Origin of the sequence: Hydrogenibacillus schlegelii (assembly GCF_001653195.1) — a bacterium.
In the GTDB taxonomy this organism is placed as follows: Bacteria; Bacillota; Bacilli; order Thermicanales; family DSM-22653; genus Hydrogenibacillus; species Hydrogenibacillus schlegelii.
Genome location: NZ_JXBB01000045.1, coordinates 42,526 through 60,413 on the forward strand (window position 1 = coordinate 42,526; position 17,888 = coordinate 60,413).

Consider the following 17,888-nt stretch of genomic DNA (forward strand, 5'->3'; position numbering starts at 1 on the left):
GTGTCGGGGCACGGGACGTCGGGACCGATCGGTCGCCCCCGCGGCGAGATCATCGCCGTCGGAACGGAGCTCCTTACCGGCCAGACGCTGAACACGAACGCCGCCTGGCTCTCCCGCCGCCTGGCGGAAGCGGGCGTCGACGTTTTGTTTCATACGGCCGTCGGCGACAACCTCGAGCGGCTGCAGGCGACCTTTTCCCTCGCCGCCGGCCGGAGCGATGTCGTCGTCGTCACCGGCGGTCTCGGGCCGACGGAGGATGACGTCACCCGGGAGGCGCTGGCCCTCTTTGCCGGCCGGCCCCTCGTCAAAGATCGGGCGGCGCTGGAAAACGTCCGGCGGTTTTTTGCGCGGACCGGCCGGCCGCTCCTTCCGATCAACGTCCGGCAGGCAGAGGTCCTCCTCGAGAGCCGCGTCCTCCCGAACGACGTCGGCCTCGCGGCGGGGTTTGCTTTTGACGTCGGCGGGACGCATTTTATCGTCCTTCCCGGCCCGCCGCGGGAGATGCAGGTGATGTTCGAACGGTACGCCCGCTCCGAGCTCCTGGCATGGCTTGCCGGCCGCGGCTGGACGATTCAGCCTTTGTTTCACCGTTTTTTGCATTTTGCCGGCATCGGCGAAAGCGCCGTCGCCGACCGCCTCGCCGACCTCATCCGCCACCAGACGGATCCGACGATCGCCGTCTATGCCGAGCCGGGGCACGTCCTCGTTCGGCTTTCGACCCGTCGGCCGGACGAGCGGCAGGCGGCGGAGGCGCTTGAGCCGCTCATGGATGCGATCGTCGCCCGGCTTAAAGGGCACTACTTCGGCGAAGGGGAAGCGCTCACCCTCGCCGAAGCGGTCATCGGCCGCCTGAAGGGGCAGGGGCTCACCCTCGCCGTTGCCGAAAGCTGCACCGGCGGCCGGATTCTGGATGCCCTCATCGCCGTCCCCGGCGCGTCGGCGGTCGTCCGCCTGGGCGTCCTCCCGTACCAGACGCCGATGAAGGCCGCCGTCCTCGGCCTCGACGCCGACGGCCTGGCCGAGCACGGCGCCGTCTCCGCCTGGGCGGCGGAGGCGATGGCCCGGGCCGTCCGGCGGCTTTCGGCCGCCGAGGTGGGGCTTGCGACGACGTGCGTCGCCGGCCCGGAGCCGCAGGAGGGCCGGCCGGTGGGCGAAGGATACATCGGCCTCGCCGTCGCCGACCGGGTGTGGAGCCTCGCCGTCCGGGCCGACGGCGATCGCAACCTCATCCGGCAGCGCATCGCCGATCAGGCGCTTTTTGCTTTGTTTCGCGCCGTCGCTCCGTCGTCCGAACCGGACGGAGAGAACCCTGACCGGAAAGGTGAAGAAAGAGAATGAACGGATTTCAGCCGTTTGGCGTAAGCCCCGAGATCCTCAAAGCCATTGCCGACATGGGCTTTGAGGAACCGTCTCCGATTCAAAAAGAAGCGATTCCGAAGATCCTCGCCGGCCTCGACGTCATCGGCCAGGCTCAGACCGGGACCGGCAAGACGGCCGCCTTCGGCATCCCGATCGTGGAAAGGGTCGATCCCGACCGGTCGGAGGTGCAGGCGCTCGTCCTCACGCCGACCCGGGAGCTTGCCATCCAGGTCTCCGGCGAGATCCGGCGGATCGCCAAATATAAGAAAGTCAAGGCCCTTCCCGTCTACGGCGGCCAGTCGATCGGCCACCAGATCCGGGCGCTCCGGCTCGGCGTCCACGTCGTCATCGGCACGCCGGGGCGGCTCATCGACCACATCGAGCGGGGGACGCTCAGGCTGGACGGTGTCCGCATCCTCGTCCTCGACGAGGCCGATGAGATGCTGGACATGGGCTTCATCGAGGACATCGAGCGAATCTTAAAGGCGCTCCCGACGGAGCGGCAGACGCTCCTCTTTTCGGCGACGATGCCGGAGGAGATCCGCCGTCTCGCCGCCCGGTACATGAAGCATCCGGAGACGGTCAAGGTGACCCGGGAGACGGTCACCGCGCCGTCGATCGAGCAGGTCTACTATAAAGTGCTGGAAAAAAACAAAGTCGACGCCCTCTGCCGCATTCTCGACACGGAAGAGACGGAGCTCGGCATCATCTTCTGCCGGACGAAAAAAGGCGTCGATGAGCTCACCGAGCAGCTTCAGGCCCGGGGGTACCTCGTCGACGCCCTCCACGGCGATCTTTCCCAGGCCCAGCGGGACAAAGTCATGGCCGACTTCCGAAGCGGCCGCATCGAATACCTCATCGCCACCGACGTCGCCGCCCGCGGTCTCGACATCTCCAACGTCTCCCACGTCATCAACTTCGACATCCCGCAGGATCCGGAGTCTTACGTCCACCGCATCGGTCGGACCGGCCGGGCCGGGAAAAAAGGCATCGCCATCACCCTCGTGACGCCTCGAGAGATGAAGCAGCTTCGCGTCATCGAGCAGGTGGCGAAGACGAAAATCCAGCCCCGGTCCCTTCCGACGGCGGAGGAGACGAACGAACGGCGCCTTGCGGCCTTCCTCGCCGAAGTGCGGGAGGCGATGGAAGGGGCGGTCCATCCCCTCGCCGAGCGGGCGGCGGCGACCCTCCTCGACGAGTACGACACGGAGAAGCTCGTCCGGGGGCTCGTCCACCTCGCCTTGAAGGACGACCTTCTCCTGGAGCTCGACCCCGGCTACGACTTCGGCGAGACGGGCGCCGAGGCCGGAATGGTCCGCTTTTTCCTCAACGTCGGCAAAAACATCAACATCACCCCGAAGCGCCTCGTCGACGAGCTGAGCCAGCTGGCCGGCATCACGCCGGAAGAGATCGGTCGAATCGACATCTTCGACCGCTTCACCTTCGTCGAAGTGAGCGAATCGGCGGCGCCGTTCGTCTACGAGGCGCTGAAGCAGGGGCGGCTTTTCGGCACCCGTGTCTTCGTCGAGCCGGCTAAGCCCAAAGCCCGCCGGAGCTGACCCGGAGCCTGCCCCTTCCGGGCCCCGGCGGACGGAGCGTCGGTATTTTTTTCACCCGGCAAAGGCGGACCCCGCCGGCCGCCGCCGCCGGAGTCCGCGCCGCCGTGTCCGTCCGGCGGCGCTTGTCATCGGCTTCGGCCGGCAGTACAATGCGGATAAGAGGAGACGGCCCGTCCGCCCGTCCGCCGGCCGCCGCCGGGGGCGCCTCCCGGGCGGGCGGCGGTCAGAAGGGGAGATGGACGTGTCGGACCGGAAGGCGGCTTTGGAGCGCGCCATCAAAGACATTGAACGGCAGCACGGCAAGGGGGCGATCATGCGCCTCGGCGAGCGGGCCGAGATCAAGCTCGAGGTCGTCCCGAGCGGCTCCCTCGCCCTCGACATCGCCCTCGGCGTCGGCGGCTTTCCCCGGGGGCGGATCATCGAGATCTTCGGACCGGAGTCGTCCGGGAAGACGACGGTGGCGCTCCACGCCATCGCCGAAGTGCAGAAGATGGGCGGGACGGCGGCGTTCATCGACGCCGAGCATGCCCTCGACCCGGTGTACGCCGAGCGCCTCGGCGTGAACATCGACGACCTCTACGTCTCCCAGCCGGACACCGGCGAGCAGGCCCTCGACATCGCCGAGGCCCTCGTCCGGAGCGGCGCCGTCGACATCGTCGTCATCGACTCCGTCGCCGCCCTCGTACCGAAGGCGGAGATCGACGGCGACATGGGCGACAGCCACGTCGGCCTTCAGGCCCGTCTCATGTCCCAGGCGCTCCGGAAGCTCGCCGGCGTCGTTTCGAAGTCCCGGACGATCGCCATCTTCATCAATCAGCTCCGGGAAAAGGTCGGCGTCATGTTCGGCAACCCCGAGACGACGCCCGGCGGCCGGGCGCTCAAGTTCTACGCCAGCATCCGCCTCGACGTCCGGCGGGCCGAGACGATCAAGCAAGGGACGGAGATGATCGGCGCCCGGACGCGGATCAAGGTCGTGAAGAACAAAGTCGCGCCCCCCTTCCGCACCGCCGACGTCGACATCATCTTCGGCGAGGGCATTTCCCGGGAAGGAGACATCCTCGACCTCGCCGTCGCCCTCGACCTCGTGACGAAAAGCGGCGCTTGGTACACCTACGGCGACACCCGGATCGGTCAGGGGCGGGAGAACGCCAAGCAATACCTGAAGGAACACCCGGAGCTTGCCGAAGAGCTGGAGAAGCTCATCCGGGAGCGGCATCAGATCGGCGGCGGTGTCCGCCTGAGCGCCGCCTCGGACGAGATCGACGCCGGCGCCGTCGACGAATTCGTCTGAGCCCGAAGCGGTTTCGGGAGGCGCCGGAGCCGATCGGCCGCCTTCCGCGCCGACCGGGGGGTTCGCGGCCGGGAGGCCGACGGCGCCGGAAGCCGGCCGAACGAAAGGCCGAACGGAGGGTTGCCGATGTCGGACGAGCGGTCGGAACACCGGGAGGCGTCCGACCGGGCGGAAGGCGTCCGGCGGATCGTCGCCCTGACCGAGCGGCGCCGGGCGGTCGAGATCGCCCTGGACGACGAAAGCCGGTTCGTCGTCGACGTCGAGACGGCGGTGCGGCTCGGCCTTCGCGTCGGACGGGCCCTCGGCCCGAACGATTTTGCGGCCCTCGCCGAGGAAGAGCGCCGTTCGGCGGCCTACCGCCGGGCGCTCTTTTTTTTGGCCTACCGGTCGCGAAGCGCGGCGGAAGTGCGGGCGGCCCTCGCCCGGAGCGGTTACGGCGACGTCGCCGACGCGATCGTCGCCCGGCTTCAGGCGGAGGGTTACCTCGACGACCGCCGCTTTGCCCGGGAGTGGGTGCTGGGCCGTCTCGCCGGGCGGCCCCGTTCCCGGGCGGCGCTTCGGGCGGAGCTCCGCCGTCTCGGCGTGCCGGAGGACGCCGTCCGGGAAGCGCTCGAGGACGTCGACGACGACGCCGAGCTCGCGGCGGCCATCCGCGTCGCCCGGGCCGCGTGGGAAAAAAGCCGGAAGGATCCGCCCCTTCGCCGGAGGCAACGGGTGATGGCCAAGCTCTACCGGCACGGCTTTTCGCCGGACGTGGCCGCCCTGGCCCTTCGACAGGCGATGGCCGACGCCGGCGAAGAAGACGAAGCGGCGCCGGAGGACTGATCGATTTCGGGGAGGCGGGCGCTTTTCGGGCGTGATCGTTTGTTGACACCGCCCGGCCGAACGGTTAGAATGCATGATGTAGCCGCCCCGGACGTGGCGCGGCCACACCAGATTTGCCTCCGGGATATGGTTTTTCCTTAGTGCAAACATGTTTCCCCTTCGTTCGTCGGGCCGGCGCCGCGGGAAAGAGAGAACCGCGTCACCTGCGGTCCGGCCGCCATGCGAACGGAGGTGACGCGGCGTGGAGTGGCTCATCGGTGCGCTGGTGGCCGCCCTCGCCCTCGGGTTGGGGGGGATCGGCGGCTACCGGCTGAGGCAGCGGCTGGAGGAGAAGGCCCTCGGCTCTGCCGAGGCGCGGGCGCGGGTCATCCTGGAGGAGGCCGCCGAGCAGGCGGAGACGCTCAAGAAAGAAAAGCTGCTTGAAGCGAAGGAAGAGATTCACCGGCTGCGGCAGGCGGCGGAGGAAGAGCTGAAAAACCGCCGCCAGGAGATCGACCGCATTGAAGCGCGCATTTTGCAAAAAGAAGAGGCGCTGGAGCGAAAGCTCGAGGCGCTGGACGCCAAGGAAAAGGCGCTGAAGAACGCCGAAGCGGACCTCGAGCGCCGCCGAGCGGAGGTGGACGCCCTCGCCGCCGAGCGGCAGGCGCTCTTGGAGCGGACGGCCGGCCTCACCCAGGAGGAAGCCCGAGAGCTCATCCTGAAGGCGGCCCGGGAGGAGGCCGAGGCCGAGGCGACGCAGATCATGCGCGGCATCGAAGAACGGGCCCGGGCGGAAGCGGAGAAGCGGGCCCGGGAAATCATCGCCACGGCCATCCAGCGGTATGCGGCGGACGTCGTCACCGAGACGACGGTGAGCGTCGTCCAACTGCCGAACGACGAGATGAAAGGGCGCATCATCGGACGCGAAGGGCGAAACATCCGCACTCTGGAAACACTGACCGGGATCGACATCATCATCGACGATACGCCGGAGGCGGTGGTGCTCTCGGGGTTTGATCCGATTCGCCGGGAGATCGCCCGCGTCGCCCTCGAGCGGCTCGTTGCCGACGGCCGGATCCACCCGGCTCGCATCGAAGAGATGGTCGAGCGGGCCCGGCGGGAAGTCGACGAGCGCATCCGGGAATACGGGGAACAGGCCGTCTTTGAGCTCGGCATCTACGGCATGCATCCGGATCTCATCAAGATCGTCGGCCGGCTTCACTTCCGGACGAGCTACGGCCAGAACGCCCTCGCCCACGCGAAGGAAGTGGCCTATCTCGCCGGCCTCATGGCGGCGGAGCTCGGCGAAGACGTGCAGCTCGCCCGCCGGGCGGGGCTCCTTCACGACATCGGGAAGGCGATCGACCATGAAGTGGACGGTTCCCATGTGCAGGTCGGCATCGAGCTGGCGAAAAAATATAAGGAGCATCCGGTGGTCATCAACAGCATCGCCTCCCACCACGGCGATGAGCCGCCGAATTCCGTCATCTCGATGATCGTCACGGCGGCGGACGCCCTCTCGGCGGCCCGTCCCGGCGCCCGGCGGGAGACGCTCGAAGCGTACCTCCGTCGGCTCCGGCGGCTGGAGGAGATCGCCCAGTCGTTTGACGGCGTGGAGAAGGCGTTTGCCATTCAGGCCGGTCGGGAAGTCCGGATCATGGTCAAACCGGATGCGGTGGACGATGCCGGCGCCTGGCGCCTGGCGCGGGAGATCACCAAGCGGATCGAACAGGAGCTCGATTACCCCGGGCATATCAAGGTGACGGTGATCCGCGAGACGCGGGCGGTGGAATACGCCAGATGATGAGGCGGCCTTGGGCCGCCTTTTTTGCGGGGGTGAACCGATGCGCGTCCTGTTCGTCGGCGACGTCGTCGGCCGCCCGGGCCGGAAGATGCTCGCCCTCCACCTTCCCCGGCTGATCGACGCCGAGCGGCCGGACTTCGTCGTCATCAACGGCGAAAACGCCGCCCACGGCCGGGGCATCACCCGCAAGATCGCGGCGGATTTTTTTGCCCTCGGCGCCGACGTGATCACCCTCGGCAACCACGCCTGGGACAACAAGGAAGCCTTCGATCTCCTGGCGGAAGAACCGCGGGTGCTCCGGCCGCTCAACTATCCGCCGGGAACCGCCGGCCGGGGCGTCGCCGTGGTGGAAAAAGGCGCCTGGCGCCTCGGCGTCGTGAGCGTCCTCGGCCGGTCGTTCATGTCCCCCCTCGACGATCCCTTTCGGACCCTCGATGCGGCGCTCGAGGAGCTCGCCGCATCCGGCGTGCGGCACGTCGTCGTCGACGTGCACGCCGAGGCGACGGCGGAAAAAGAAGCGATCGGCTGGTACGTCGACGGCCGGGCCTCGGCCGTCATCGGCACCCACACCCACGTCCAGACGGCCGATGCCCGCCTCCTCCCCGGCGGGACGGCGTACCTCACCGACGTCGGGATGACCGGCCCGATGGACGGCGTCCTCGGCATGCGCCGGGACGAGGTGCTGGCGCGGTTTCTCACCGGCCTTCCGCAGCGGTTTGACGTGCTGACCGAAGGGCCTCGGGAACTGTCGTACGCCGTCGTCGATCTTCGGCCCGACGGCCGGGCGGCGGCGATCCGGCGGGGCCGGATCGTCGAAACGCCTCAGGCGGAAGGGACGTATGTTCCGCCGGAGGCCCAAGCGGCCTCGGCGTCGCCGGCAAAGGGCTCAACCGGTTCGCCGGCGTCCGGGGCTTCGGCACCGGAGGCGGGCGCCGGCCGCTGAGCCCTGCGCTTCAACGGCGGGCGGGGGCATCTTCCGGCTGTTGTCGGCGCTTCTTTCCGACCGGAGCCCGATCCGGCGCTCGGCGGAGCGGACGACGTTTCGGCCCCTCCCGGCGGGATGACGGGCGACGGAGATGGAATGCTTTTCCCGGCCGGCGAATATGGTGTCCAGCAAAAGGAGTTGCGGGAAGAGAGGGACGCGGATGGACGTCTTGAAAGTGTCGGCCAGATCGAATCCGAACGCCGTCGCCGGGGCCCTCGCCGGCGTCATCCGGGAAAAAGGCCGGGCCGAGCTGCAGGCGATCGGCGCCGGCGCGATCAATCAGGCGGTGAAGGCGGTGGCCATCGCTCGGGGGTTGATCGCCCCGAGCGGCCTCGACCTCGTCTGCATCCCGGCGTTTACCGACCTCGTCATCGCCGGCGAGCCGCGGACGGCGATCCGCCTCATCGTCGAACCCCGCTGACGGCGATCTGCCTTACCGCCGGCCTCCGCCGACGGTCCCCCCCGCCCCGTCGCCTTCGTTCATGTCGAGAACCGCCTCATCGCCGGCGGCTTGAGCCGGCGCCAAAGCCGGCGGCCGCTTCGGTCCGCAGGGAGGGGGACCATGCGCATTGCCGACGCCCACGTCGACGTCCTCTACCGCCTGGATCAGGCGGAGACGCTCTCTGAGCTCCTCGACGAGCCGCCGCCGGATCTTCGCCGCTGGTTTGACGGAAACGGTTCGGCCGCCGATGCGGCGGAAGCGACCCCGCCGGCGTTCTCCGGCGGCCGCCCCGCGCCGCCGCCCGGCCGGCTGCACGTGACCCGGCGGGCCCTTCGCCAAAGCGGCGTCCGGCTCCTCTTTGCCGCCGTCTACGTCTCGCCGGCGGCCTACGAGCGGGCGTTCGAGGCGGCCCTCCGGATGATCGACCGGTTCTACACGATCGTCGCCGGCGGCGACCTCGTCCCCGTCTGGACCGCCGCCGACCTCGAGCGGGCACTTACCGAGGAAAAGACGGCCCTTCTTCTGACGCTGGAAGGCGCGGAGCCGATCGGGACGGCGCTTTACCGGCTCCGGATCCTCGGCCGGCTCGGCGTACGGGTATTTGCGCCGACGCACAACCCGGCGAACGCCGTCGCCGACGGCGTCGGCGAGGCCCGCGGCGGGGGGCTTTCGGCCTTCGGCCGGGCGTGGGTTTTTGAGCTCGCCCGGCTCGGCTACGGCCTCGACGTCTCGCACCTCGGCGAGCGGGCGTTCTGGGACGCCCTTTCCCTGTATCCGCACCCGGTGATCGCCACCCACTCTGGCGCCCGGGCCGTTCGGGACCACCGGCGCAACCTCACCGACGACCAGATCCGGGCGATCGCCCGAAGCGGCGGTGTCGTCGGCGTCCCGCTCGTCCCGGCGTTTCTCACCGACCGGCCGGACGCGACGATCGACGACTGGCTTCGGCACGTCGATCACATGCTCGGCCTTGTCGGGCCGACGCACGTGGCCATCGGCAGCGACTTCGACGGCATCGACCGGACGCCGCTCGGCCTCGAAGACATCGGCGATCTTCCGAAGCTCGCCCAAGCGCTCGAGCGCCGGTACGGGTCCGCGGTGGCGCAGGCGGTCGCCTTCGACAACCTCGTTCGCTACGCCCGCGGCGTGCTCGAGGCGTCCGACCGGGCAGCGGAAAAAGCCGATCGCCCTTGAGGCGGCGCCCGCTCCGGCGGGCGATTTTTTTGAACCGCTGCATTATGAAACGAAATTTTGTCAGGCGGAAAGAAAACCCTTTCCGTTCGCCGACAAAAGTGGTACACTAAAGGCGAGGAAAACGTCCGCGGGTGCGGGCGCCCCGCGGAGCGCGGCCGCGCTTCTCGGGGCCAACATCAAAGGAGTGAAGGCGGATGGTCGACCAACTCTCGTGGAAAGTCGGCGGCCAGCAAGGGGAAGGCATCGAAAAGCCGGGCGATCTCTTCGCCACGGCGTTAAACCGCCTCGGGTATTATCTGTACGGTTATCGCCATTTTTCGTCGCGCATCAAGGGGGGGCACACGAACAACAAGATCCGCGTCAGCACCCGGCCCGTTCGGGCGCTTTCGGACGACCTCGACATCCTCGTCGCCTTCGACCAGGAGACGATCGACCTGAATGCCAAGGAGCTCCGGAAAGGCGGCGTCATCCTCGCCGACGCCCGCTGGAATCCGCGGCTCCCGGACGGCATCGAGAACGTCCGCCTCATCGCCGTGCCCTTTACCGCCATCGCCCAGGAAATCGGCTCGGCGCTCATGAAAAACATGGTCGCCGTCGGCGCGACGGTCGGCCTCATGGACCTGCCGGTCGAACCGTTCCAGGAGGTCGTGACGGAGCTCTGGGGCCGAAAGGGCACCGCCGTCGTCGAAAAAAACATGCAAGCGATCGCCCGCGGGGCGGAATTCGTCCGCCAGGAGCTCGGCGGGCCGCTCGAGGAATTTAAACTCGCCCCGGCCGACGGGAAAAAGCGCCTCTTTATGATCGGAAACGAAGCGATCGCGTTAGGCGCCCTCACGGCCGGCGCCCGCTTCATGGCCGCCTACCCGATCACGCCGGCGTCGGAGATCATGGAGTACCTCATCAAGGTGCTGCCGAAGTTCGGCGGCACGGTCATTCAGACGGAAGACGAGATCGCCGCGGTGACGATGGCGATCGGAGCGAACTACGGCGGCGTCCGGGCGTTTACCGCCTCGGCCGGGCCGGGGATTTCGCTCATGACGGAGGCGATCGGCCTCGCCGGCATGACCGAGACGCCGGTCGTCATCGTCGACACCCAGCGGGGCGGACCGAGCACGGGCCTCCCGACGAAGCAGGAGCACAGCGACTTAAACGCCGCCATCTACAGCACCCACGGCGAGATCCCGAAGATCGTCCTCGCCCCGTCGACGGTGGAAGAATGCTTCTACGACATGGTCGAGGCGTTCAACCTCGCCGAAGAATACCAGGTCCCGGTGATCGTCCTCACCGACCTCGCCCTCGCCCTCGGCAAGCAGACGGTCGAGCCCCTCGACTACGATCGGGTCGAAATCCGCCGCGGCAAATACCTCGGCGACACGGAGCTTCCGCCGCGGGAGCGGCTTGACCTCTTCAAGCGCTACGAGCTCACCCCGGACGGCATCTCGCCCCGGCCGATCCCCGGGCAAAAATACGGCATCCATCACGTCACCGGCGTCGAGCACAACGAGGTCGGCCGGCCGAGCGAAGGGGCGGCGAACCGGAAGGCGCAGATGGACAAACGCCTGCGGAAGCTCGCCCACTTCCGGATGAAGGAACCGCTTCGGGTGTATGCCCCCCACGCGCAACCGGACGTCCTCTTCGTCGGCATCAACTCGACCGAAGGCGTCATCCGGGAGGCGATCGAGCGCCTCGAGCGGGAGGGGGTCAAAGCGAACCACATCCAGATCCGGCAGCTCCACCCGTTCCCGGCGGACGACGTCCGGCCGTACGTCGACGCCGCCGAACAGGTGATCGTCGTCGAACAAAACGCTACCGCCCAGCTGGCGCACCTCATCCGGCTCCACGTCGGCGCTCGGGAAAAAATTCACAGCATCCTCAAGTACGACGGCAACCCCTTCCTGCCGAAGGAGATCACCGAGCAGGCGAAGGGCCTGCTCAAGGCGAAGGAGCTGATCTGACGTGGACGTGAAGGTCTCCTTCAAGGACTTCCGGAACGACGTCCCGCCGAACTGGTGCCCGGGCTGCGGCGATTTTGCGGTGCTCGCGGCGATGCAGCGGGCCTTTGCCAACCTGGGGCTTCGGCCGGAGCAGGTGGCCGTCGTCTCCGGCATCGGCTGCTCCGGGCGCATCTCGGGTTACATCCACACGTACGGCTTCCACGGCACCCACGGCCGGGCGCTGGCGCTCGCGCAGGGGCTTAAGATCGCCAACCGCGACCTCGTCGTCGTCGCCGCCGGCGGCGACGGCGATGGCTACGCCATCGGCCTCAATCACACGATCCACGCCATCCGCCGGAACATGGACATCACCTACCTCGTCATGGACAACCAGATCTACGGCCTCACGAAAGGGCAGACGTCTCCCCGGAGCGCCATGGGCTTCCAGACGAAAAGCACGCCGAAGGGCTCCATCGAAGCGCCCCTTTCGCCCCTCATGATGGCCCTCGCCGCCGGCGGGACCTTCGTCGCCCAGGGCTTTTCGAGCGACGTCAACCAGCTCGTCTCCATCATCGAGGCGGGGATCAAGCACCGGGGCTTTGCCTTCATCAACGTCTTCTCGCCGTGCGTCACCTTCAACAAGGTGAACACGTACGACTGGTTCCGGGAGCGGGTCGTTCCGGTCGAGACGATCGAGGGGTACGATCCCCACGACCGGAAGCTCGCCATGCAGAAGCTCATGGAGACCGACGGGATGCTCACCGGGATCATCTACCAGGATCCGGACTCGGTCGCCTACGAAGACCGGATCCCCGGCTTCCGGAAGGAACCGCTCGTCAGGCAGCCGCTCAAGCCGTCTCGGGAAGATTTCGAGGCGCTCGTGGCGGAGTTTGTCTGAGAGGATCTCCCCTCCCCGGGGCAGCCCGGGTCGTCGACAATGGAAGCGGCATCGTCCGTAACGGCCACGTTCGACGCGTGGCCGTTTTCTTGATCCATTGATCGTCGAGCGCATCCCGCCAAGGGGGCGGGGAACGCTCCGGCGATGCCGCGCCTTTGTCCTCGTCGCGTTTGTCCGATAAAATGAAAGCATCGATCCGGCCTGACGACTGAACCGGTGCCGGTGGCGGTGCCTGAGACGCGGAGCCCGGGTGGTTCAGGCCCGGGCAGAACAGAGAGGCGGCAGGAGGGAGAGGATGGCGCGGCGGATCACAGCCCGGGAGGCCCGGGCGCGGGCGGATGCGGCGACGTTCGGCCATGTGGGAAGCGATGCGCTGGAGCCGCTCGAGGGCATTCTCGGACAGGAGCGGGCGGTGGAGGCGCTCGCCTTCGGGCTGGAGGTGAAGGCGGAAGGGTTCAACATCTTCGTCGTCGGGCAGCCGGGGACGGGCCGGACGACGGCGGTGCAGACGTTTCTCGAACGGATCGCCCGGACGCGGCCGACGCCGCCGGACGTCTGCTATGTCCACCATTTTCGCGATCCGTCGTCGCCGACGGCGCTCTTTCTTCCGGCCGGTCGGGGGCGGGAGCTCAAGCGGCTCATGGAGGAGTTCGTCGAGACGCTGGAACGGGAGCTTCCCCGGGCGTTCGAGCACGAGGCGTATCAGGCCGAACGGCAGCGGGTCATCGAGCGGTTCGAGGCAGAACGGCGGGAGCTCATGCAGGCGCTCACCCGGGAGGCGGAGGGGCAGGGCTTTTATGTGGAGATGATCCCGCAGGGGGTCTTCCTCGTCCCGGTGCGGGACGGACGGCCCCTTCGGGACGAAGAGTTCGCCCGCCTGCCGGAAGAGGAGCAGCGGGCGATCCGGGCCCGGCGGCAGGCGCTTGAGGCGCGGGTCGGCCAGGCGATGCGGGAATTTCGCCACATCGAGCGGCGGGCGCAGGAGGCGCTTAAGGACCTCGACCGCCGGCACGCGGCGACCGTGCTCGACGTGTGGCTGGCGCCGGTCGCCGAGGCCTTTCAGGCGCATCCGGAGGTGCTCCGGTACCTCGAGGCGGCCAAGGCGGACGTGCTCGACAACCTTGCGCTCTTTCTCGGCGGGAAAAACGCTCCCGGCGCCGGCGGCCGGAGCGGCGTCCGGGACGACCCCCGGCGGCGGTACGCGGTGAACGTCCTCGTCGACCGAAGCGGTGAAGTCGGGGCGCCGGTCGTCGTCGAGCGGCACCCGACGTTTCCGAATCTCATCGGCCGCATCGAGCGGGAGGCGCTTTTCGGCGCCCTCGTCACGGACTTTACGCTGCTTCGGGCGGGGTCGCTCCTTCGGGCGAACGGCGGGTTTTTGATCGTGCCGGTGCCGGAAGTGCTCCGGGCGCCGTTTGCCTGGGACGGGCTCAAACGGGCGCTTCGGGCGATGCGCCTCGTGATCGAGGACGTCGGCGACGCTTACGGCGCCCTCATCACCCGGGCGCTCCGGCCGGAGCCGATCCCCCTCGACCTCAAGGTGATCTTGATCGGCGACCCGGTGAGCTACTATCTCCTCTACCACTACGATCCGGACGTCCGGGAGCTGTTTAAGGTCAAGGCGGAATTTGCCACGACGATGCCCCGGACGCCGGAGGGGGAGCGGCGGTACGGGTCGTTTTTCCGGACGCTGGCGGAAAAAGAGGGGCTTTTGCACCTCGAAGCGTCGGCGATGGCCAAGCTCGTCGAATACGGCGCCCGCCTGGCGGAAGATCAGGAGAAGCTGTCGACGCGGTTTGCGGAGATCGCCGACGTCGTCCGAGAGGCGGACCACTACGCCCGGAAGGAGGGGGCCGGTTACATCGCCGACCGACACGTCGTCGCGGCGCTCGAGGCCAGGAGGCGCCGGGCGGAGCTTTTGAAGGAGCGGATGCTGGAGCTTTACGCCGGCGGCGTCCTTCTGGTCGACGTCGCCGGGACGGCGATCGGCCAGGTGAACGCTCTTGCCGTCGTGCAGGCGGGCGAGATGGCCTTCGGCCTGGTGAAGCGGGTGACGGCGTCGGTCGCCGCGGGCCGCGAGGGGATCGTCGACATCGAGCGGGAGGCCCGCCTGGGCGGCCGCATCCACACGAAGGGCGTCCTCATCCTGAGCGGGTACCTTCGCGGGCAGTACGCCCGGGAGGCGCCGTTTCCGCTGGCGGCGCACCTCGTCTTCGAGCAGAGTTACGAAGGGGTCGAGGGCGACAGCGCCTCGCTGGCGGAGCTTCTTTCGCTCCTTTCGGCGATCGGCGAGGTGCCCCTTCGGCAGGATCTCGCCGTCACCGGGGCGGTGAACCAGAAGGGGACGGTGCAGGCGATCGGCGGCGTGAACGAGAAGATCGAAGGCTTTTTTGACGTTTGCCGGGAAAAAGGCCTCACCGGCACGCAAGGCGTCGTCATTCCGGCGGCGAACGTCCGGCACCTCATGCTTCGGGAGGACGTCGTGCAGGCGATCGAGGAGGGGCGGTTTCACCTCTACGCCGTCGAGACGGTCGACGAGGCGCTGGAACTTTTCACCGGCCTTCCGGCCGGCGTCCGGGGGCCGGACGGGGCATATCCGCCCGAATCGGTCCACGGCCGGGTGGCAGCGCGGCTTCGGGCGTTTCAGGAGCAGCTTCAGGGGCACTTCGTCCCGGGGAGCGCCCGCGGCGGGAACGGGGCGCCGGAGGGATCGCCGCCGGCGCCGCCGGAGCCGGGGCCGCGACCGTAGCATCGGGCCCCTGAGGCGGGGCTCCGGTCGGAACGGCCGACGTCCGGTGCCGGGCCCCGACGGAAGTTCGGCGTCTGATGCAGAAAGGAAAAGGCAGGCTCGACGGATCGGGGCCCGGGCGGCCGGGTCCCGGGACGGCGATGGTAAGGCGGAACGGGAAGACGGCCCGGGCGGCACGGGCAAAAAAACGGCCGGGACGATCGTCCCGGTCGGGGGAGGGTCGGCGATGGCTGAAGCGGCGGAGGCGCTTCGTTCCTGGTGGGATCGAGGGCAATCTTTCGCGGCGTATGTCGACGGCATGACGGTCAACCGGGAGCGGCTGCAAAGCATCGAAGCCCGCTACGCGCTTCCTGAGGCGGCCCGGGCGTTCTGGCGCCGTTTCCGGGGGCACGGCTGGCGGGCGCTCATCCTCACGGCGGATTGGTGCGGCGATGCGATGATGGCCGTGCCGGTGTTTTGCCACATCGCCCGGGAGGCGGCGATGGAAGCGCGGTTTTACATCCGGGATGACCATCCGGCGCTCATGGACCGCTATCTGACGGGCGGCGCCCGGGCCATTCCGAAATTCGTCTTTGTCGATGCGGCGTTTCAGGAGCGGGCGGTCTGGGGGCCCCGGCCGCCGGAGGTGCAGGCGTATCTCGACGCCGTGCGGCGCCGGATTCCACCGCCGGACGATCCGGCGCACGAGACCGTCAAGCGGGCCGTCTACCGGGAGGTGGGCGATCGGTACGCCACCGATCCCGCCTTCTGGGCGGCGATCGAGGCCGATCTGCGCCGGACGCTTGAGCCGGTGGCGCCGGCGTGAAGCGCGGGGCCTGCGGCGAGCCGGCGGCGAATTGCGCCCGAGAAAGCGCCGGACGGCCGGTTCGCCCCCTTTCGATCAGAGGGTGATCACCGTGTAGCCGTCCCGGGCATAGCGGGCAAACGTGTCTCGCGCGAGATCAAGGGCGAGGCCGAGGTCCCGGACCCGGTCGGCGACGCCGAAGCGCTCGGCCTGCTGACCGCAAGCGGCGACGACGGCGCCGGCCTGAAGGAGCTCCTTCAGGAGCCGGTGCGCTTCGTCTTCGTCCTGAAGGCCGGCGAGCCACTTAAGGCCGTCCACAAAGAAGAAAATTTCCACCGTCTCGAGGCCGAGCGCTTCCCGGGCGAAAAAGGTTCGAGAGGCGACCCGAAGGGCGGAAAGCGCTTTGGCCTCGTTGTCCGGTCCGGTGGTGATCAGGTAGGCGAGCCGTCCGGCCATGGTTTCTCCCTCCCCGGTTCCGTTTCTCCGCTCCCATTGTAGCAAAAAAAGAGGAACGCCGGCCAAAAGTCCGGTCCGTCATGAAACGATCGTCGGAGCATTCGGGACGGCTTCGACTGACACGACGCCGGCGATCCGGTACCGACGATCCGTCGGCTACAGGCGGCCGCTCTTCCGCCCCTACAGGCGGCCGCCGGCGTCGCGGACGATCGCCTCGGCCGCTTCGGCGTGCTCGGGCGGGACGAGGGCGATGAGCACGACGTCTTCGCCACCGGCCGACGGGTCCCCGTCGGCGAGGCCGCTGGCCGACGGATCGGCCGCCTCCAAAACGGCAAAATCGGGCCGCGGGTGATCGGTGCCGAGCGTGAGGTGGGAGAGGCTCGGGATGCGGCCGGAGAGGAGATTGGCCGGTCGGGCGACGGCGCCGTCGTGGGGAAACGGGTTGAGCCGTCGGATGTCGACCTCGAGCGGTCCGAGGACGCGCAGGCGGCCTAAGGCCCGCTCGGCGGCATCGACGGTTCGGAAGAAGGCCTGGATCAACCGTTCGTGCGCGGGCATGGTCCCGTCGGCCTCCTCCTTTCGGGATGCGGTTTAGGTTCTCCCGTTCCGGCCGGCATATGCGAAACCTCCGGCGCCGATGAACCTGCCGGCCGGATGCCGACCGTCGGCCGAGGGAGCGCCGTGAGGCGGGCGACGGTCTTCCGGCGGCGGGTCGGGCGCTTTTCTCAATCAACAAAGAATCGGACCGCGAGGAGGAATGCCGATGCGAAGCGGGTGGCGGTTCTGGGCCGCGCGGTGGCGCGTGCTCCGGCTTACGGCGGCGTTGATGCTGGGGTCGGGAATCGGAGCGTACGTTTATGCCGAGTCGCTGGAAGGGGTGCTCGGGCCGGCGGTGGCGCAGGTGTTCGCGAAGATCGGCGCGGGGGACGGCGTTCTTCCGTCGGGGTCGGAATTGTTCATTCGTATTCTTCTGTCCAATCTTCTGGCGGCGGTCTTCGCGATCGCCGGGGGCGTCGTCTTCGGCCTTCTTCCGCTCTGGTCGGCGGTCCTAAACGGCGCCCTCATCGGCTTTCTCCTCGCGAAGACGGCGGAGCAGGGCTTTTCGCCGGCGGCGATGTTCGTCTACGGCATCCTGCCCCACGGTCTCTTTGAGCTGCCGGCGATGATTCTGGCCGCCGCTTACGGCCTCGTCATCGGCGGGGCGGTCCTCCGTTCCCTCGTCGGGAGGGTGGTCGGGCGCCGGGACGACCGATTCTCGGCCGGGTGGCGGGCGATCGCCGGGGCGTTTTGGCCGACGATCATCGCGATCGTGAGCCTCCTCATCGTGGCCGCGGCGGTGGAAAGCTTCGTGACGGTGCCGCTCGTCGAGAGGGCGTTTCGGGCCGGCCGCTGAACGTCGATCCGCGTCCTGGTCGCCGAGCGTCGATGCGCCCCGGTCGTAAAGCGTCGATGCGCCCCGGCCGCAAAGCGTCGGTGCGCGTCCTGGTCGCCGAGCGTCGGTGCGCGCCCGATCGTCTCGGCTCGTGGCCGAGTGTCGGACGCCGGATCCGACGGAACGCCTGATTCGGCTGGTTCGGCGACTGCCTTTTTCCGTATGCTATAATTCAGGATGAACGCCCAAGATGAACA

15 protein-coding genes are annotated in these 17,888 nt (G+C 68.3%); 13 read left to right on the forward strand and 2 right to left on the reverse strand.

The genetic code is table 11. The features are described 5' to 3' along the window. From SA87_RS09720 to SA87_RS09775, 12 genes are all read left to right on the forward strand, one after another. Positions 1–1,338 (forward strand): competence/damage-inducible protein A, encoded by a 1,338-nt coding sequence (locus SA87_RS09720; RefSeq protein WP_066441813.1) that lies wholly within the window; start codon positions 1–3, stop codon positions 1,336–1,338. Beyond that, a complete protein-coding gene (locus SA87_RS09725; protein ID WP_066202451.1) occupies positions 1,335–2,918 on the forward strand; it encodes a DEAD/DEAH box helicase in 1,584 nt (527 codons plus the stop codon). The genes SA87_RS09720 and SA87_RS09725 overlap by 4 nt, the downstream gene beginning before the upstream one ends. A 241-nt stretch (positions 2,919–3,159) precedes the next feature. Further along, positions 3,160–4,209: a recombinase RecA gene (recA, locus tag SA87_RS09730; protein ID WP_066202602.1), complete on the forward strand. Its 1,050-nt coding sequence runs from the start codon at positions 3,160–3,162 to the stop codon at positions 4,207–4,209. A 126-nt stretch (positions 4,210–4,335) separates the two neighbouring features. Further along, on the forward strand, positions 4,336–5,034 hold the full coding sequence (locus SA87_RS09735) for a regulatory protein RecX (RefSeq protein WP_066202453.1): 699 nt from the start codon (positions 4,336–4,338) through the stop codon (positions 5,032–5,034). Positions 5,035–5,275: 241 nt separating this feature from the next. Further along, on the forward strand, positions 5,276–6,817 hold the full coding sequence (gene rny, locus SA87_RS09740) for a ribonuclease Y (protein WP_066202456.1): 1,542 nt from the start codon (positions 5,276–5,278) through the stop codon (positions 6,815–6,817). 40 nt (positions 6,818–6,857) lie between these two features. Continuing rightward, complete coding sequence (locus SA87_RS09745) at positions 6,858–7,760, forward strand: TIGR00282 family metallophosphoesterase (protein WP_082718342.1); 903 nt, start codon at positions 6,858–6,860, stop codon at positions 7,758–7,760. A 202-nt stretch (positions 7,761–7,962) separates the two neighbouring features. Beyond that, on the forward strand, positions 7,963–8,223 hold the full coding sequence (locus SA87_RS09750) for a stage V sporulation protein S (RefSeq protein WP_066202459.1): 261 nt from the start codon (positions 7,963–7,965) through the stop codon (positions 8,221–8,223). Between the two features lie 141 nt (positions 8,224–8,364). Then, positions 8,365–9,438 (forward strand): dipeptidase, encoded by a 1,074-nt coding sequence (locus tag SA87_RS09755; RefSeq protein WP_066202460.1) that lies wholly within the window; start codon positions 8,365–8,367, stop codon positions 9,436–9,438. Positions 9,439–9,632: 194 nt separating this feature from the next. Next, positions 9,633–11,393, forward strand: coding sequence for a 2-oxoacid:acceptor oxidoreductase subunit alpha (locus tag SA87_RS09760; RefSeq protein ID WP_066202462.1), 1,761 nt, complete (start codon positions 9,633–9,635; stop codon positions 11,391–11,393). Between the two features lies 1 nt (position 11,394). Beyond that, positions 11,395–12,270: a 2-oxoacid:ferredoxin oxidoreductase subunit beta gene (locus SA87_RS09765; RefSeq protein WP_245637708.1), complete on the forward strand. Its 876-nt coding sequence runs from the start codon at positions 11,395–11,397 to the stop codon at positions 12,268–12,270. Positions 12,271–12,565: 295 nt separating this feature from the next. Beyond that, a complete protein-coding gene (locus tag SA87_RS09770) occupies positions 12,566–15,019 on the forward strand; it encodes a Lon protease family protein (protein WP_066202464.1) in 2,454 nt (817 codons plus the stop codon). Between the two features lie 226 nt (positions 15,020–15,245). Then, positions 15,246–15,824: a thioredoxin family protein gene (locus SA87_RS09775; protein WP_066202606.1), complete on the forward strand. Its 579-nt coding sequence runs from the start codon at positions 15,246–15,248 to the stop codon at positions 15,822–15,824. A 75-nt stretch (positions 15,825–15,899) separates the two neighbouring features. Here the strand turns inward: SA87_RS09775 and SA87_RS09780 are convergent, their stop codons facing one another. Together SA87_RS09780 and SA87_RS09785 are read right to left on the reverse strand one after the other, a co-directional pair. Then, a complete protein-coding gene (locus tag SA87_RS09780) occupies positions 15,900–16,259 on the reverse strand; it encodes a DsrE family protein (RefSeq protein ID WP_066202465.1) in 360 nt (119 codons plus the stop codon). A 180-nt stretch (positions 16,260–16,439) separates the two neighbouring features. Continuing rightward, a complete protein-coding gene (locus tag SA87_RS09785; protein WP_066202468.1) occupies positions 16,440–16,817 on the reverse strand; it encodes a hypothetical protein in 378 nt (125 codons plus the stop codon). Positions 16,818–17,022: 205 nt separating this feature from the next. On the opposite strand from SA87_RS09785, the gene SA87_RS09790 reads away from it, so the two are divergent. Further along, positions 17,023–17,652, forward strand: coding sequence for a stage II sporulation protein M (locus SA87_RS09790; RefSeq protein WP_066441805.1), 630 nt, complete (start codon positions 17,023–17,025; stop codon positions 17,650–17,652). Positions 17,653–17,888 lie beyond the last annotated feature (236 nt).

What these genes read in the sequence shown, in the direction of transcription:
- SA87_RS09775 (WP_066202606.1), top strand. Translation starts at nt 15,246, where the DNA reads ATGGCTGAAGCGGCGGAGGCGCTTCGTTCCTGGTGGGATCGAGGGCAA.
- SA87_RS09735 (WP_066202453.1), top strand. Translation starts at nt 4,336, where the DNA reads ATGTCGGACGAGCGGTCGGAACACCGGGAGGCGTCCGACCGGGCGGAA.
- SA87_RS09725 (WP_066202451.1), top strand. Translation starts at nt 1,335, where the DNA reads ATGAACGGATTTCAGCCGTTTGGCGTAAGCCCCGAGATCCTCAAAGCC.
- SA87_RS09750 (WP_066202459.1), top strand. Translation starts at nt 7,963, where the DNA reads ATGGACGTCTTGAAAGTGTCGGCCAGATCGAATCCGAACGCCGTCGCC.
- SA87_RS09780 (WP_066202465.1), bottom strand. Translation starts at nt 16,259, where the DNA reads ATGGCCGGACGGCTCGCCTACCTGATCACCACCGGACCGGACAACGAG.
- SA87_RS09790 (WP_066441805.1), top strand. Translation starts at nt 17,023, where the DNA reads ATGCGAAGCGGGTGGCGGTTCTGGGCCGCGCGGTGGCGCGTGCTCCGG.
- SA87_RS09760 (WP_066202462.1), top strand. Translation starts at nt 9,633, where the DNA reads ATGGTCGACCAACTCTCGTGGAAAGTCGGCGGCCAGCAAGGGGAAGGC.
- SA87_RS09770 (WP_066202464.1), top strand. Translation starts at nt 12,566, where the DNA reads ATGGCGCGGCGGATCACAGCCCGGGAGGCCCGGGCGCGGGCGGATGCG.
- SA87_RS09745 (WP_082718342.1), top strand. Translation starts at nt 6,858, where the DNA reads ATGCGCGTCCTGTTCGTCGGCGACGTCGTCGGCCGCCCGGGCCGGAAG.
- SA87_RS09755 (WP_066202460.1), top strand. Translation starts at nt 8,365, where the DNA reads ATGCGCATTGCCGACGCCCACGTCGACGTCCTCTACCGCCTGGATCAG.
- SA87_RS09785 (WP_066202468.1), bottom strand. Translation starts at nt 16,817, where the DNA reads ATGCCCGCGCACGAACGGTTGATCCAGGCCTTCTTCCGAACCGTCGAT.